The organism is Nocardia sp. NPDC058519, from assembly GCF_042719755.1.
Classification (GTDB): Bacteria; Actinomycetota; Actinomycetes; order Mycobacteriales; family Mycobacteriaceae; genus Nocardia.
Genome location: NZ_JBHXNK010000020.1, coordinates 133,705 through 147,713, shown reverse-complemented (window position 1 = coordinate 147,713; position 14,009 = coordinate 133,705). Strand labels below are relative to the sequence as shown.

Here is a 14,009-nt window from a genome sequence, read left to right as displayed (position 1 = left end):
TAGCCGCCGTTGCTTGCTCCTTCGTCGCGTACGCAACGGCGTCTAACCGGCGACCCGGCCGCGAACCGGCCACTTCGTGGCCGCCGCTCCCTAGGGGTCGCGGGTGCGGGGTTGGGAGTGCGGTCATGGCGGTCTTGGGGTGAGCGGTGTGGCTGGGAGTGCGGTCGGGGCTGCGAACCAGGGAGGGTGCCGGGGGGCTGGTAGTGCGGTAGCCCAGCGGACCTGGGTTCGCCGGTGGCCGGGTTCGCTGGTGTGCGGACCCGGCCGGCCGGGTGTGCGGTCTACTGAGCGGCGCGGTTCACGGCCGAGACGACCGCACGCAGCGAAGCGGTGGTGATCGAGGTGGCGATGCCGACACCCCACACGACCTTCTCCCCGATCGCGACCTCGACGTAGGCCGCGGCCTGCGCGTCGTCACCGGCGGACATGGCGTGCTCGCTGTAATCGAGCACCCGCACATCGAAGCCGACGGTCGCGATCGCGTCGACGAACGCGGCCAGCGGGCCGTTGCCGGAACCGCTGATCTCCTGCTCGGCGCCCTCGACCTTCACGGTCGCCACGATCGTGTCCACACCACCGTCGGTTTCGGCGGCGGTGACCTTCTGCTTGATCCGCTCGAGCGGCAGGATCGGGTTCAGGTACTCGGTGGCGAAGACGTCCCACATCTCCTTGGGCGTCACCTCGCCGCCCTCACCGTCGGTGATCGCCTGGATGGCCTGCGAGAACTCGATCTGCAGGCGACGCGGCAGCACCAGCCCGTGATCGGTCTTCATGATGTAGGCCACGCCGCCCTTGCCGGACTGCGAGTTCACCCGGATCACGGCCTCGTAGGTGCGGCCGACATCCTTCGGGTCGATCGGCAGGTACGGGACCTCCCAGACGATGTCGGATACGTCGGCGCCCTGCGCGTCGGCGGTGGCCTTCATCGCGTCAAGGCCCTTGTTGATGGCGTCCTGGTGGCTGCCGGAGAACGCGGTGTAGACCAGATCGCCGCCGTAGGGGTGACGTTCCGCGACGGCCAGCTGGTTGCAGTACTCCACCGTGCGACGGACCTCGTCGATATCGGAGAAGTTGATCTGCGGGTCGATGCCGCGCGAGAACATGTTCATGCCCAGCGTCACCAGGCAGACGTTGCCGGTGCGCTCACCGTTGCCGAACAGGCAGCCCTCGATGCGATCGGCGCCGGCCTGGTAGCCCAGCTCGGCGGCCGCGACGGCGGTGCCACGGTCGTTGTGCGGGTGCAGCGACAGCACGATCGAATCGCGACGGGCCAGATTGCGGTGCATCCACTCGATCGAGTCGGCGTACACGTTCGGCGTGGCCATCTCGACGGTCGCGGGCAGGTTGAGGATCAGCGGCTTCTCGGGAGTCGGCGCGATGATCTCGGAGACCGCGTCGCAGACCTCACGCGCGTAGTCCAGCTCGGTGCCGGTGTAGGACTCCGGGCTGTACTCGTAGCGCCACTCGGTGTCGGGGTAGCGCTTCTCGATCTCCAGGCACAGCTTCGCGGCATCGGTGGCGATCTTCTTCACCGCGTCGCGCTCGGCGCGGAAGACCACGCGACGCTGCAGGATCGAGGTGGAGTTGTAGAAGTGCACGATCACGTTCGGTGCGCCGGCACAGGCCTCGAAAGTGCGCTCGATCAGCTCGGCGCGGCACTGGGTGAGGACCTGGATGGTGACGTCGGCGGGGACCGCGCCGTCTTCGATGATCTCGCGGACGAAATCGAAATCGGTCTGGCTCGCGGCCGGGAACCCGACCTCGATCTCCTTGTAGCCCATCCGCACCAGCAGGTCGAACATGCGGCGCTTGCGAGCCGGGCTCATCGGGTCGATGAGGGCCTGGTTGCCGTCGCGCAGGTCGACGGCACACCACGCGGGCGCGCGATCGATGATCTTGTCCGGCCAGGTGCGGTCGGGCACCGTGATCGGCTCGACCTCTTCGGCGAAGGGCCGATACCGGAACGACGGCATCGAGGAGTTCTTCTGGGTGTTCCAGGCGGGCTGGTCGGCCGGTGCGGGTTTGCCGGGGGCCGAAATGGTGCGCGAAGCGGATACGAATGCGTCAGCCGAGGACATGCAAGTTTCTCCGTGGGTGTGATGGATTCCCTGATGGGAGCGGGTCGACCGGCGCGTTGGAACCCCGCGACGGGAGCCGGTCCGTATCAGGACCCGTCGCGGCGGCCGAGAAGAAGAGCCCGCTGCAGCATGATCCTCCGAGCTTACCGCGTGCCCACCCTCGCTTGTCAGCGACCCGGACCAATTCGGTGAATCAAGTCCGCTGCCATTCACTCACCAGTTGACCAGTACGGTTTCCCCCATAACGCACGCTTGTACGGACCTGCGCGTCCGACGAGACGTACCAAAGGAATTCGAATGACTTGGTTACAACAGGTGGCCATCTTCGCCGCGGGTATCGCGGCGGGTGGCATCAATACGATCGTCGGATCGGGCACGCTGATCACCTTTCCCGCGCTGCTCGCGTTCGGGTTGCCACCGGTGACGGCGAATGTGTCGAACACGATCGGGCTCGTCCCCGGTTCGGTGAGCGGGGTAATCGGGTACCGGCGCGAACTGCGGGGACAGCGGTCGCGACTGCTGCAGCTCGGCACCGCGTCGCTACTCGGCGGCATCACCGGCGCGATCCTGCTGCTGACGATGCCGGAAGAGGCGTTCAAGGCGATCGTCCCGGTCCTCATCATCGTGGCGCTGATCCTCGTTGTCGTGCAACCACGACTGGCCGCGTGGGTGAAACAGCGCCGCGAGGGCGGTGAATCGGCCGCGCCGGAGCACGGTGGCCCGATCCTGCTGGTCGCGGTGTTCGCCACCGGCATCTACGGCGGGTATTTCGGGGCGGCGCAGGGAGTGCTGCTGATCGGTTTGCTCGGTGTCTTCGTGCACGAGGACATTCAGCGGCTCAACGGCGTGAAGAACGTGCTGGCGCTGATCGTGAACGCGGTGTCGGCGGTGATCTTCATCGTGGTCGCCGAGGTGGATTGGCAGGCGGTGGCGCTGATCGCGGTCGGTTCGATCATCGGCGGGCAGCTCGGCGCGAAAGTGGGCCGGAAGTTGCCACCGAATGTGCTGCGCGGGGTGATCGTGGTGGTCGGAACGATCGCGGTGGTACGCCTGCTCACCAGCTGAGTTCCAGCCGGGCCGCTCGCGCCGTCGTGACTTGGGACAAATGTGGGTACCACCGGGCGATTTGCGTGTTTGCGGGGTATTCTTCGCGTCGGCCATGCGTGATGAGGGAGGTGGCCTGGTGCACAGACGTGCCTTTTTCAAGGCGGCGGGACTGGCGGCTGTTGCCGGTGCCGTGGGAACGACGCTGACAGGCGCGCCCGCTTCGGCGGATCCGCGCGAGGCGATGTTCCGGTCCTGGGTGCCGGAGATCTTCGCCCCGATTCCCGACGCGCCCGCGCACTCGCCCGCCATCGTGATCGGATCCGGCTTCGGCGCTGCCGTGACCGCGTTGCGCCTGGCCGAGGCCGGAATCGCCAATACCGTGCTCGAGCGCGGTTCGCACTGGCCCAACGATCCGTGGCGGGAGATCTTCACCGGCGACGATCTGCCCGATGGCCGCGGGTTCTGGCATCGCACCAGCTTCACCGGCGTCACCAAGGTGCCGGTGAGTTTCGGCGCGTTCGGCGGGGTGCTGGATGTGACCGAGTATTCCGGTATCGATGTGTGGCGGGCCGCCGCGGTCGGTGGCGGATCGGTGATCTTCACCGGGGCGATGGTGGCGCCGGAACGCAGGCTCTTCGACCAGGTCTTCGGTGGTGTGGTCGACTACGGCGAGCTGGAACGCGTCTACTACCCGCGGGTGCGCCAGATGCTGCGGCTGGACACGATGCCCGCCGACATCTACAACTCTTCGCCGTTCGCCCACTCGCGCGCCTGGGACGACCAGGTACGCGCGGCCGGTTACCAGCCGCTGCCCAACGATTCGATCTTCACCTGGAACGTGCTGCGCAGCGAGCTCGCGGGCAGCTCCCGTGCCTCGGCCACCTCGGCCCGCTCGAACCTCGGCAACTCCAACGGCGCCAAGTTCGATCTCAACCAGAACTACTTGCGCTATGCCCGCGAGACCGGCAAGTCCCAGGTCTTCCCCGGCCACCGCGTCGACGCCATCGCCCAGGAGGCGAGTGGCAAGTTCGTGGTCGCCGTGTCGAAGCTGGCACCGAGCGGTCAGGTGCTGAGCACCCGCAACCTGACCTGCGACAAGCTGTTCCTCGGCGCAGGCTCGATCGGCACCTCGGAACTGCTGGTCCGCGCCCAGGCCACCGGGACGCTGCCCAACCTCAACGAGCACATCGGCGACGGTTTCGGCACCAACGGTGACGTAGTGCTCGCCCGCGGCGCGAGCGCCATCGCGGGCCACGGCCAAGGTGTGCCGAGCGCGAGCCGGATCTACGACGAATCCAGCGTGCCCCTCACCCTGGAGAACTGGTACATCCCCGGCATTCCGTTCGAGACCGGCGCGCTGGCCTCGCTCGGCATGGTCCTGGACCCGACCCGTGCCCGCTTCGGGTATCACGCCGCGACGGGCGGCGTCGGCCTGAACTGGTCGGCGGCCACCCAGCACGCGGTCGCCGGTGCGGCCCGCGCGATCGACCACCGGATCGCCGAACGCGCGGGCGCGGTCGCCGAATACGGCGCGCTCGGCTACGACGCCAACGCCCAGTTCACCGCGCATCCGCTCGGTGGCGCGGTCCTGGGCAGGGCCACCGACGCCTTCGGCCGCGTCCACGGACACCCCGGTCTCTACGTGATGGACGGTGCCGCGATCCCCGGCAGCACCGCAACAGTCAACCCGTCCCTGACCATCACCGCGCTGGCCGAACGCAATATCGAGGCCATCCTGCGGGGCTGAACACGCCGCCGCCCGGCGTCCGCAACTACCCCTCGCGGCACCGGTCAACCAATTAGCGTGGGCATCTCGAGGCCGACCTACGCGGCGCCGACCGCCAGATGATCAGGAGCAACAGTGGCTTCACCGGGGATCGAACGGGTCGAGGCCCTGCCGGACGTACGTTCTAAAACGCCCACGCTGCGCACCGACATCTTCATGCTGATCCTCGCGATCATCTCGGTGGTGCTGGTCGTGTGGATCACCTTCTTCGACGTCAGCGAACCGACCTATCACGCGATCGTCATCGTCGACACGTCGATCTGCGCGATCTTCGCAGTCGAGTTCCTGTGGCGCTGGCGGCGGGCGGGCTGGCCGTGGTCGTACCCGTTCATCTACTGGTACGAGATCATCGGCATGATCCCGGTGACCAGCCCGCTGTTCCGCAGTTTCCGGCTGCTGCGGATCGTGGTGATCGTGATCCGGCTCGGCCGGGTCGCCGATCGGGCGCTGGGGGAGCGGGTCACCGCATCGGTCGTCAACCGGTTCGTCGGCACGATCGTCGACGTCATCAAGCGCCCGATGACGATCGCGATCCTCGACGAGGTCTCCAAAGTCCTGCGCGCGGGCCACTACACCCAGAACATCGCCGCCGCGCTGGAGGAGAACCACGCCGAGGTCGACCAGCTGATCATGGACCTGATCAAGAACGACCCGCAGACCGGCAAACTGCGCTACGTCCCGTTCCACGACGACATCATCCGGCTCGTCGCCGACACGGTCTACCGCATGCTGCGCCAGCTGCTCGACGACCCACGCACCGACGAACTCGTCGCCGACATGCTGCGGGAGAACCTCGACCAGATCAACGACGCCGTGCGCGCCGGGGTGCGGGTTCCGCCGTCGCACCGTGGGGCGACGCCCGCCGAGCACGGCGTGCGCCACCACCTCGGTCAGATCAAGCGTGTCTGATCTGGTCGCGCGGCTCGGCGAATCGCAGGGTCTCGAAGATCACCAGCGCGGCCAGCAGCGCGCACAGCAGGGTGAGTGAGGCGAGCGCGGGCAGATGCGCGGCGAACGGGATGAGCCCGAACAGCAACGCGGCGACCACGAGGCGCTCGGCCGACAGTGACTTGGTCGCATAGTACTTCGCGAACGTGATGCCGATCAGGAACAGCGCCGGACCGCCGTAGAGCGCGCCGAGCGGGATGCCGTACAGCGGGTCGGTGAGCGTGTGATGCGACGAGTCGCCGACGTAGTACAGCACCTTCTTCAACCCGAGCGAGAGACCGATGATGCCGACGATCATCGGGAAATGCCCGTACATGTAGGTGTTCTGGGCGATCTTGATCTGCCGCGCGTCCTTGGCATGGGCGAAGGCGTGCTCGATCGAGATCGCGGCGACGTCGAAGTACAACCACCACAGCAGGCCAGAGATGGCCAGGCCCAGCATGGAACCGAGTGCGATCGGCCAGGAGATGGGCAACCCGGCCACCCCGATGCCGATCGAGACGATGGATTCGCCGAGCGCCACGATGATGATGAGCCCGTAGCGTTCGGCGTAGTGCTTGGCCGAGTTGAGCCGCCAGTCGGTGCCCGCCGCCCAGGTCCACAGCATGTCGCCGACGATCGCGGCGAGCCACAGCAGGATCTGGGTGAGACCGGTCGTCATCGCGGCGACGACCAGCAGCGTGGTGCCGACGGTGATCGAGCCGAGCGCCCAGCGCAGCAACTGCTTGCGCAGCTGCGAATCCCCGGCGCTGATCGTCCAGAACACCGTGACGTGCACCAGTCGCACGATCAGGTAGGCCACCGCGAAGACCAGCGGACCGGACCAGCCACCGGGTAGATCGGTGAAGGCCTCGGGAATGGTGAGCGCGGCCAGGAACGCGCCGCCCATCGCGACGAACATCGCGACCCTGGTGATGCCCTCGTCGGCCCGCACCACATTGCCCAGCCAGGAGTACGCGATCCACAGCCACCACATCAGGGCCAGGACCAGCGTCGCCCGCAGCATGTTCGCCGCGGTAGTCGCCTCGGCGGCCAGTGCCGTGACCATCGTGAATGCGAAGACGATCACCAGGTCGAAGAAGAGTTCGAGCTGGGTCACCGAGTTCTCTGCGGTGACGGGCTGGAACCGGGCCCGTCGATTTCCGATCATGCGCCAATCGTCGCACCCCTGGCCGCGATTCGCGCGGACAGGAAATCGACGACGCGATGGTTTCGCCGACGGCGCAACTAGCCGGCCGCGAAGCCCCCGACCTCGGGGTACCGCTCTGCGAAGTCGATGAAGTTCGCGACCGTCTCCTCGTGCAGCTTGCGCAGCGAGCGGTTGAACAGGATGCCCGGAATGGGTAAGGGGAGCGAGAGCTCCACGTGGTAGTCGACCTCGGTGCCCTCTGGAGTGTCGAGCAGCTCGATCCAGCCGCCGCCCTTGGAACCGCGGCTGCTGTCGACGACCCGCCACGACGACCGGTACTGCTCCCAGGTGTATTCGAGTACCTGGGCGTCGGAGTTGCCCATGAAGTGGGCGGTGGCGAAGACCCGGCGTGGCCTGCCGTCGGCATCACGCGGGCCGACCCGGACATCACTGAGCGAGGTCGACCACTCCGACATCAGGTCAACGGCCAGTAGTGCGTCCATCACTTGGTCGATCTCGGCGTCAACGGTGAATCGGATGTCGATCTTCGAGCGCATCTGTGTCTATCCTCCGAACCCCCGCAGCTTTCGCGCCCGATTGTGCACAGTCGTACTAGTGATCGTCAACACGTCTATGGTCTGGACATATGACCGGGTCAGCTGCATATCACACGCTCTACGGCTTTTTCGATCAACGCCATGCTCTGTTCCTCGGTGAAGATTCCGGGCAGTGTGAGGTGTTCGACAATGAGCCAGTTGAGCGCCAGATAGAGCAGTAGTACCGACTCCGCGTCGCCCGGCAGCCCGGATGCCAGATGGTTGCGCACGTTGAAATCGATGTCGGCGCGGACGCGTTCGGTGAGCACCTCGCGGAGTTCGGGGCGCCGGGTGGCCTCGAGGCGGAGTTCCAGCAGCGCGAGATAGGCCTTGCGATGCGATTCGATGCGCCCGACCACCTCTTTCATCAGTGCGGTGATGTTCTCGACGGTTTTGGGGCCATCGCTGACCAGGGCCATCGTCTCCTCGCTCGGCTGCACCACCTCGTAGAAGCGGATGCCCGCCTGGGTCAGCAGTTCGTCGCGATTGGCGAAGTAGTTCGACGCCGTGCCCGCGGGGACGGCCGCCTGTTTGTCCACAGCGCGGAAGGTGAGGCCACGGGCGCCCTCATCGGCGAGCACGTCGATGGCCGCGTCGAGCAGGGCTTGTCGTCGTTCGGGGTTGGTACGCACTTGACACCACTCCATCTGTAGTACTACGTTGAAACCACTTCAATCAGAGTACAACAACTGAGGCGGTAACCATGCGAAAGCTTGTCTACTACATCGGCGTCTCCCTCGACGGCTACATCGCAGGTCCCGGCGGCGAGGTCGACTTCTATCCGACACCGCAGAACTATGTGGAGTGGATGACGGCCGAGTTTCCCGACGCCATCCCGACCCACCTGCGTGCGCACTTCGGCATGGACCCCGACCTGCCTGCCGAGCACTGGGACACCGTGCTGATGGGGCGCGGCACCTACGTGCTGCCGGATGAGCACGTCGAGAGCCCGTTCTCGCACCTGAAGCAGTACGTCATCTCGTCCACGCTCGACCAGGCCGATCATCCCGGGGTCGAGATCGTCTCCGGTGATCCCCTCGAGCTGGTGCGCGAGCTCAAGCAGCGCGAAGGTGGCGACATCTGGCTGTGTGGCGGCGGGAAGCTGGCCGGGCAGCTGCTCGACGAGATCGACCAGATGATCATCAAGAGCTATCCGATCGTCGCGGGTGACGGCGTCCCCGTCTTCACCGGCGTCTTCAAACCGACACAGTTCGCTCCGGTGCGGCGTAAGGAATTCGACAACGGCACGCAGGTCACCTGGTTCGATCGAGCGTGAATCCCGTGGTTATCCACAGGTGACAAGCCTGTGTCGTTTTCCACAGGCAGGGTAGGTAGCAGCAAAACCGGTGGACCTGGGCCGGTACTCTTGGTCGCTGATACCAACCTGACACTCGATCGTGAAGGACCTGCTGTGGCTCTCGTAGTTCAGAAGTACGGAGGATCCTCGGTGGCTACCGCCGAGCGGATCCGGCGCGTCGCTGAACGGATCGTGGAGACCAAGAAGCAGGGGCACGACGTAGTTGTCGTGTGCTCGGCCATGGGTGACACGACCGATGAATTGCTCGATCTCGCGGAGCAGGTGGCCCCGGCGCCGCCTGCTCGCGAGATGGACATGCTGCTCACCTCGGGCGAGCGCATCTCCAATGCCTTGGTGGCCATGGCTATTCATACTCTCGGCGCCGAGGCTCGCTCGTTCACCGGTTCGCAGGCCGGCGTGATCACCACCGGCGCGCACGGCAACGCCAAGATCATCGACGTGACCCCTGGCCGCCTGCAAGAGGCACTCGCCGAGGGTCAGATCGTGCTGGTGGCGGGCTTCCAGGGCGTGAGCCAGGACAGCAAAGACGTCACCACACTGGGCCGCGGCGGTTCCGACACCACCGCCGTCGCGCTGGCCGCGGCGCTGAAAGCCGATGTCTGCGAGATCTACACCGACGTCGACGGCATCTTCTCCGCCGACCCGCGCATCGTGCCCGACGCCCAGAAGCTCGACAAGATCTCCTACGAGGAGATGCTCGAGATGGCGGCCTGCGGCTCGAAGGTGCTCATGCTGCGCTGCGTGGAATACGCGCGCCGCTACAACGTTCCCGTTCATGTTCGGTCGTCCTACACCGACAAGATCGGCACCACTGTTTTCGGATCGATGGAGGACATTCCCGTGGAGCAGGCAATCCTGACCGGCGTCGCGCACGACCGCAGCGAAGCCAAGGTGACCGTCGTCGCCCTACCGGACGAGCCGGGCTACGCGGCCAAGGTGTTCCGCGCGGTGGCCGACGCCGAGATCAACATCGACATGGTGCTGCAGAACATCTCCAAGGTCGACACGGGCAAGACCGACATCACCTTCACCTGCCCCAAGACCGATCTGGTCCGCGCGGTGCAGATGCTCACCGCGCGCCAGGACGAGATCGGCTTCGCCGAGATCCTCTCCGACGACCACATCGGCAAGGTGTCGCTGGTCGGCGCCGGGATGAAGTCGCACCCGGGCGTCACCGCCACCTTCTGTGAGGCGCTGGCCGACGCGGGCGTGAACATCGACCTGATCTCCACCTCGGAGATCCGGATCTCGGTGCTGGTGCGCGATACCGAACTCGATGAAGCGGTACAGGTGTTGCACAGGGCATTCGATCTCGGCGGCGACGAGGCCGCTGTCGTCCACGGCGGAACGGGGCGTTAAGCAATGGGTGTACGTGTAGGTGTTGTCGGTGCGACCGGTCAGGTCGGCACCGTCATGCGCAAGCTGCTCGAAGAGCGCAACTTCCCGGCCGACGAGGTGCGGTTCTTCGCCTCCGCTCGGTCCGCGGGCAAGACGCTGCCCTGGCGTGGCGGCGAGATCGTTGTCGAGGACACCGAGACCGCCGATCCCGCCGGCCTCGACATCGCGCTGTTCTCGGCCGGTGCCACCATGTCGCGTGTGCAGGCCCCGCGTTTCGCCGCGGCCGGTGTGACCGTGATCGACAACTCCTCGGCCTGGCGCAAGGACCCCGATGTGCCGCTGGTGGTGTCGGAGGTCAACCCCGAGGCCACCCGCAACCTGCCCAAGGGCATCATCGCGAACCCGAACTGCACCACCATGGCCGCGATGCCGGTGCTCAAGCCGCTGCACGACGTGGCCGGATTGCAGCGCCTGATCGTTTCGAGCTACCAGGCTGTTTCGGGTAGCGGGCTGTCCGGCGTGGAGGAGCTCGCCTCGCAGATCCGCGCGGTGTCCGCCGACGCGGAGAAGCTGGTGCACGACGGTTCGGCCGCTGAGTTCCCCGCGCCGAACAACTACGTCGCGCCGATCGCCTTCAATGTGATCCCGCTGGCCGGTGCCCTGGTCGATGACGGTTCCTTCGAGACCGACGAGGATCAGAAGCTGCGCAACGAGAGTCGCAAGATCCTCGGGCTGCCCGATCTGCTGGTGAGCGGCACTTGCGTGCGGGTTCCGGTCTTCACCGGGCACTCGCTGTCGATCAACGCCGAATTCGCCGAACCGCTTTCGGTGCTGCAGGCCAAGGAACTGCTGGCCAAGGCGCCGGGCGTGCGCCTGGTCGACGTGCCGACCCCGCTGGCCGCCGCGGGCCAGGACGACTCCCTCGTCGGCCGCATCCGCCAGGATCCGGGCGTGCCGAGCGGTCGCGGTCTCGCGCTGTTCATCTCGGGTGACAATCTGCGAAAGGGCGCCGCGCTCAACACGATTCAGATCGCGGAAGTGCTGCTCGAAAACCGCTGATTCTCGCAGGAAAGGCCGGGTCATCGATCACGATGGCCCGGCCTTTCTGTTGTCCTCAGCCGATCGGGCGGATGCCAGGGGTGCGTGGGTCGTTGCCTACGCAGGCGAGGATGGCGCAGCCGGGCGGGATGCTGGCGAACGGCGGGGCAAGGGGTTGGTTGAGGCAGTCGAAGACGGTGCAGCCGGGGTAGGCGCCGGGGCCGATGCCGAAGACGGCAAGCAGGATGTTGGCGTCGATGAGCTTGCCCGCGTCGAATTGGAGTGGAGGCTCTACGTAGGGTTCGGCGATCGGCACCCGCGTGTCGGTGATGGCGGCGAACAGGCGGCGGAAGAATTCGTGGGGCAGTTCTTCGGCGTGCGCGAGGACGCCGCTCGGGCCGTGGGCGGTCTGGTTGCCGAAGGGGCCGGTCCACATCACCGTCATGTCGAGGCTGGGCAGGAAGAACACGTTCTGCAGGCCGAGCCCGGACATGAAATACGTGTCGTCGGCCATGAATTCGGGGGATTCGCCGCAGTTGGCGCCGAGCCAGAACAGGTAGCCGTAGCAGCTGTTCGCTTTCGACGGTGTGCGCGCTTTGCGCAGATAGTCGGCCGAGATCACCCGTTCGGCGCCCCAGCGGCCGTCATTGGAGACGAGCAGCCCGATCTTGGCCAGGTCGTTGGGCGGCAGCATGAGGTGGGCGTAGCCGTAGGTGTGGCCGGATCGGTCACTCGCCCAGTAGTAGTCGGTGCGCGGGATGCCGAGTGGGTCGAACAATTCCCGCTGCGCGAACTGCTGGAGCGGTTCGCCGACGGCCAGCTCGATCACATACGACAGCAGGTCCACATTGCGCTGGCTGTAGCTGAACGTGGTGCCGGGCGGGTTGGTCAACTCCACCGACAGCGCTTGCACCGCCGAGTGTGGGTCGATCGGGATCACCGCGGTGATGCCCTCCGAAAGCACACCCACCTTCATACCCGAGGTTTCGGTGAGCAGGTTCTCGACGGTGATCGAGCGGTGGACCGCGTCGCCGAGACCGGGCGGCAGATAGCGGTCGATGGGCGCGGCGATGTCGATTTTGCCTTCGTCGGAGGCGATTCCGGCCAGCATCGACACCACCGATTTGGTGACGCTCCAGATGTTCCACGGCGTATTGCCGGTCTCGTCGTTGCGCAGCCCTTCACCGACGAGGCAGTTGTGCCGGAAGATCTGGACATTGAGCCGGTTGCGCGTGGCGGCGAACTGCAGTGCCGCTTCGAGTTTCGCCGAATCCAGCCCGACCTGTTCGGGTTCGGCTCGTTCCAATTCGCGACCGGATGTCACCTCGCAGGTCGTACTCGGCGCTGCGTTGGCCGGAACGGCGAACAAGCTCGCCGAGGCCAGCACCGCAGCGATCGTTCCCGCGAAAACGCCCGTGATGTGCCGCATGTGGGCGAGAGTAGCCCCCGACACGCACCGTAACCCGTATAGCGTGGCCGCGGAATCAACCGCGAATCCCATATACCGCAGCACCAACCGCGAGCACAGCGAGCCCGGCCAGCACAGATCCGATCGGCAACGCGAACCCGACCACCACACAACCCACCGCGCCGAGCACCGGAACCCAGCGCTGCGGCCTGCCCTCGGCGGCGGTCAGTGTGGCGGCCGACAGGTTGGCGATGAGGTAGTACGCGAGCACCGCGAACGACGAGAACCCGATCGCCGCCCGCAGATCCACCGTCGCCGCGAGCACCGCGACCACCGCACCCACCGCGAGCTCGGCCCGATGCGGGACAGCGTATTTCGGATGGATCTCGGCCAACCCCTTGGGCAGATGGCCGTCACGCGCCATCGCCAGCGAAGTCCGCGAAACCCCCAAGATCAACGCCAGCAGCGAACCCGCCGCCGCCAGCACCGCACCCACCCGCACCACCGGCGCCAACCAGTCGGCCCCCGCCGCCTCGACGACCTGCGCGAGCGGATCACGCGCCGCCGCCAGCCCACCCGACCCCAACGTCAGCAACGCAGCCACCGCGACCAGGGCGTACACCGCCAATGCCACCGCCAATGCGAGCATGATCGCCCGCGGAATTGTGCGCTCCGGCTCACGCACCTCCTCGCCGAGCGTGGCGATCCGCGCGTACCCCGCGAACGCGAAGAACAACAACCCCGCCGCCTGCAACACCCCATACGGCCCGATCTCCTTGTCGAGAACCGTTGCCTCCGTATGACTCCCACCGACCCCGACCACAACAACCACCGCCAGCACCGCCAGCACGACCGCCACGATCACCCGCGACGCCGACGCCGACTTCTGCACTCCCACATAGTTGATCCCAGTCACCACCACCACGGCTCCCACAGCCACCGCGTGCGCCTGCTCCGGCCACGCGTAACTCCCCACCGTCAACGCCATCGCCGCACACGACGCCGTCTTCCCCACCACGAACCCCCACCCCGCCAAGTACCCCCAAAACGCCCCCAACCGCTCCCTCCCGTACACATACGTCCCCCCGGACACCGGATACAGCGCGGCCAACCGCGCCGAAGACATCGCATTGCAATAGGCGATCACCGCGGCCACCCCCAAAGCCACCAGCAACCAAGACCCACCCACCCCCGCAGCGGGCCCCAGCGCCGCGAAAACCCCGGCCCCCACCATCGCCCCCAACCCCACCACCACCGAATCCCCCAACCCCAACCCCCGCCGCAACCGCCCATCCGAAGTCATAGGCCCATCCTCGAGCATGC

12 protein-coding genes are annotated in these 14,009 nt (G+C 66.4%); 6 read left to right on the top strand and 6 right to left on the bottom strand.

What is annotated here, in order from left to right:
• Positions 1 to 281: 281 nt before the first annotated feature.
• The gene (gene leuA / locus ACFWPK_RS22250) at positions 282 to 2,078 is read right to left on the bottom strand and encodes a 2-isopropylmalate synthase (protein ID WP_378918641.1); all 1,797 of its coding nucleotides are present in this window, start codon (positions 2,076 to 2,078) and stop codon (positions 282 to 284) included.
• Positions 2,079 to 2,375: 297 nt separating this feature from the next.
• Between leuA and ACFWPK_RS22245 the strand changes: the two genes are divergently transcribed.
• The 3 genes from ACFWPK_RS22245 (at position 2,376) to ACFWPK_RS22235 (ending at position 5,820) form a co-directional block, all read left to right on the top strand.
• Positions 2,376 to 3,143 (top strand): sulfite exporter TauE/SafE family protein, encoded by a 768-nt coding sequence (locus ACFWPK_RS22245; RefSeq protein WP_378918640.1) that lies wholly within the window; start codon positions 2,376 to 2,378, stop codon positions 3,141 to 3,143.
• 118 nt (positions 3,144 to 3,261) lie between these two features.
• On the top strand, positions 3,262 to 4,872 hold the full coding sequence (locus ACFWPK_RS22240) for a GMC oxidoreductase (RefSeq protein WP_378918638.1): 1,611 nt from the start codon (positions 3,262 to 3,264) through the stop codon (positions 4,870 to 4,872).
• A 114-nt stretch (positions 4,873 to 4,986) separates the two neighbouring features.
• On the top strand, positions 4,987 to 5,820 hold the full coding sequence (locus ACFWPK_RS22235) for an ion transporter (RefSeq protein WP_378918636.1): 834 nt from the start codon (positions 4,987 to 4,989) through the stop codon (positions 5,818 to 5,820).
• On the opposite strand, the gene ACFWPK_RS22230 is transcribed toward ACFWPK_RS22235, so the two are convergent.
• The 3 genes from ACFWPK_RS22230 to ACFWPK_RS22220 form a co-directional block, all read right to left on the bottom strand.
• On the bottom strand, positions 5,807 to 7,009 hold the full coding sequence (locus ACFWPK_RS22230) for a low temperature requirement protein A (RefSeq protein WP_378918635.1): 1,203 nt from the start codon (positions 7,007 to 7,009) through the stop codon (positions 5,807 to 5,809). The two genes, ACFWPK_RS22235 and ACFWPK_RS22230, sit on opposite strands and share 14 nt — an antisense overlap.
• Positions 7,010 to 7,086: 77 nt before the next feature.
• Entirely contained in the window at positions 7,087 to 7,545 is a 459-nt protein-coding gene (locus tag ACFWPK_RS22225; protein WP_378918633.1) for an SRPBCC family protein, read from the bottom strand.
• A gap of 98 nt (positions 7,546 to 7,643) precedes the next feature.
• Positions 7,644 to 8,216: a TetR/AcrR family transcriptional regulator gene (locus ACFWPK_RS22220; RefSeq protein ID WP_378918631.1), complete on the bottom strand. Its 573-nt coding sequence runs from the start codon at positions 8,214 to 8,216 to the stop codon at positions 7,644 to 7,646.
• Between the two features lie 71 nt (positions 8,217 to 8,287).
• Here ACFWPK_RS22220 and ACFWPK_RS22215 point away from each other — a divergent pair, with 71 nt between their 5' ends.
• The 3 genes from ACFWPK_RS22215 to ACFWPK_RS22205 all read left to right on the top strand — a co-directional run bounded on the left by ACFWPK_RS22215 (position 8,288) and on the right by ACFWPK_RS22205 (position 11,299).
• Positions 8,288 to 8,860, top strand: a complete 573-nt coding sequence (locus ACFWPK_RS22215; protein WP_378918630.1) for a dihydrofolate reductase family protein — start codon at positions 8,288 to 8,290, stop codon at positions 8,858 to 8,860.
• A 135-nt stretch (positions 8,861 to 8,995) separates the two neighbouring features.
• A complete protein-coding gene (locus ACFWPK_RS22210) occupies positions 8,996 to 10,261 on the top strand; it encodes an aspartate kinase (protein WP_378918628.1) in 1,266 nt (421 codons plus the stop codon).
• 3 nt (positions 10,262 to 10,264) lie between these two features.
• Positions 10,265 to 11,299 carry an aspartate-semialdehyde dehydrogenase gene (locus tag ACFWPK_RS22205; RefSeq protein ID WP_378918626.1) on the top strand — a complete coding sequence of 345 codons (1,035 nt, stop codon included), beginning with the start codon at positions 10,265 to 10,267 and terminating at the stop codon, positions 11,297 to 11,299.
• A gap of 55 nt (positions 11,300 to 11,354) precedes the next feature.
• On the opposite strand, the gene ACFWPK_RS22200 is transcribed toward ACFWPK_RS22205, so the two are convergent.
• Positions 11,355 to 12,707 carry a serine hydrolase domain-containing protein gene (locus ACFWPK_RS22200; protein WP_378918624.1) on the bottom strand — a complete coding sequence of 451 codons (1,353 nt, stop codon included), beginning with the start codon at positions 12,705 to 12,707 and terminating at the stop codon, positions 11,355 to 11,357.
• 55 nt (positions 12,708 to 12,762) lie between these two features.
• The gene (locus tag ACFWPK_RS22195) at positions 12,763 to 13,989 is read right to left on the bottom strand and encodes an APC family permease (protein ID WP_378918622.1); all 1,227 of its coding nucleotides are present in this window, start codon (positions 13,987 to 13,989) and stop codon (positions 12,763 to 12,765) included.
• Between the last annotated feature and the right edge of the window lie 20 nt (positions 13,990 to 14,009).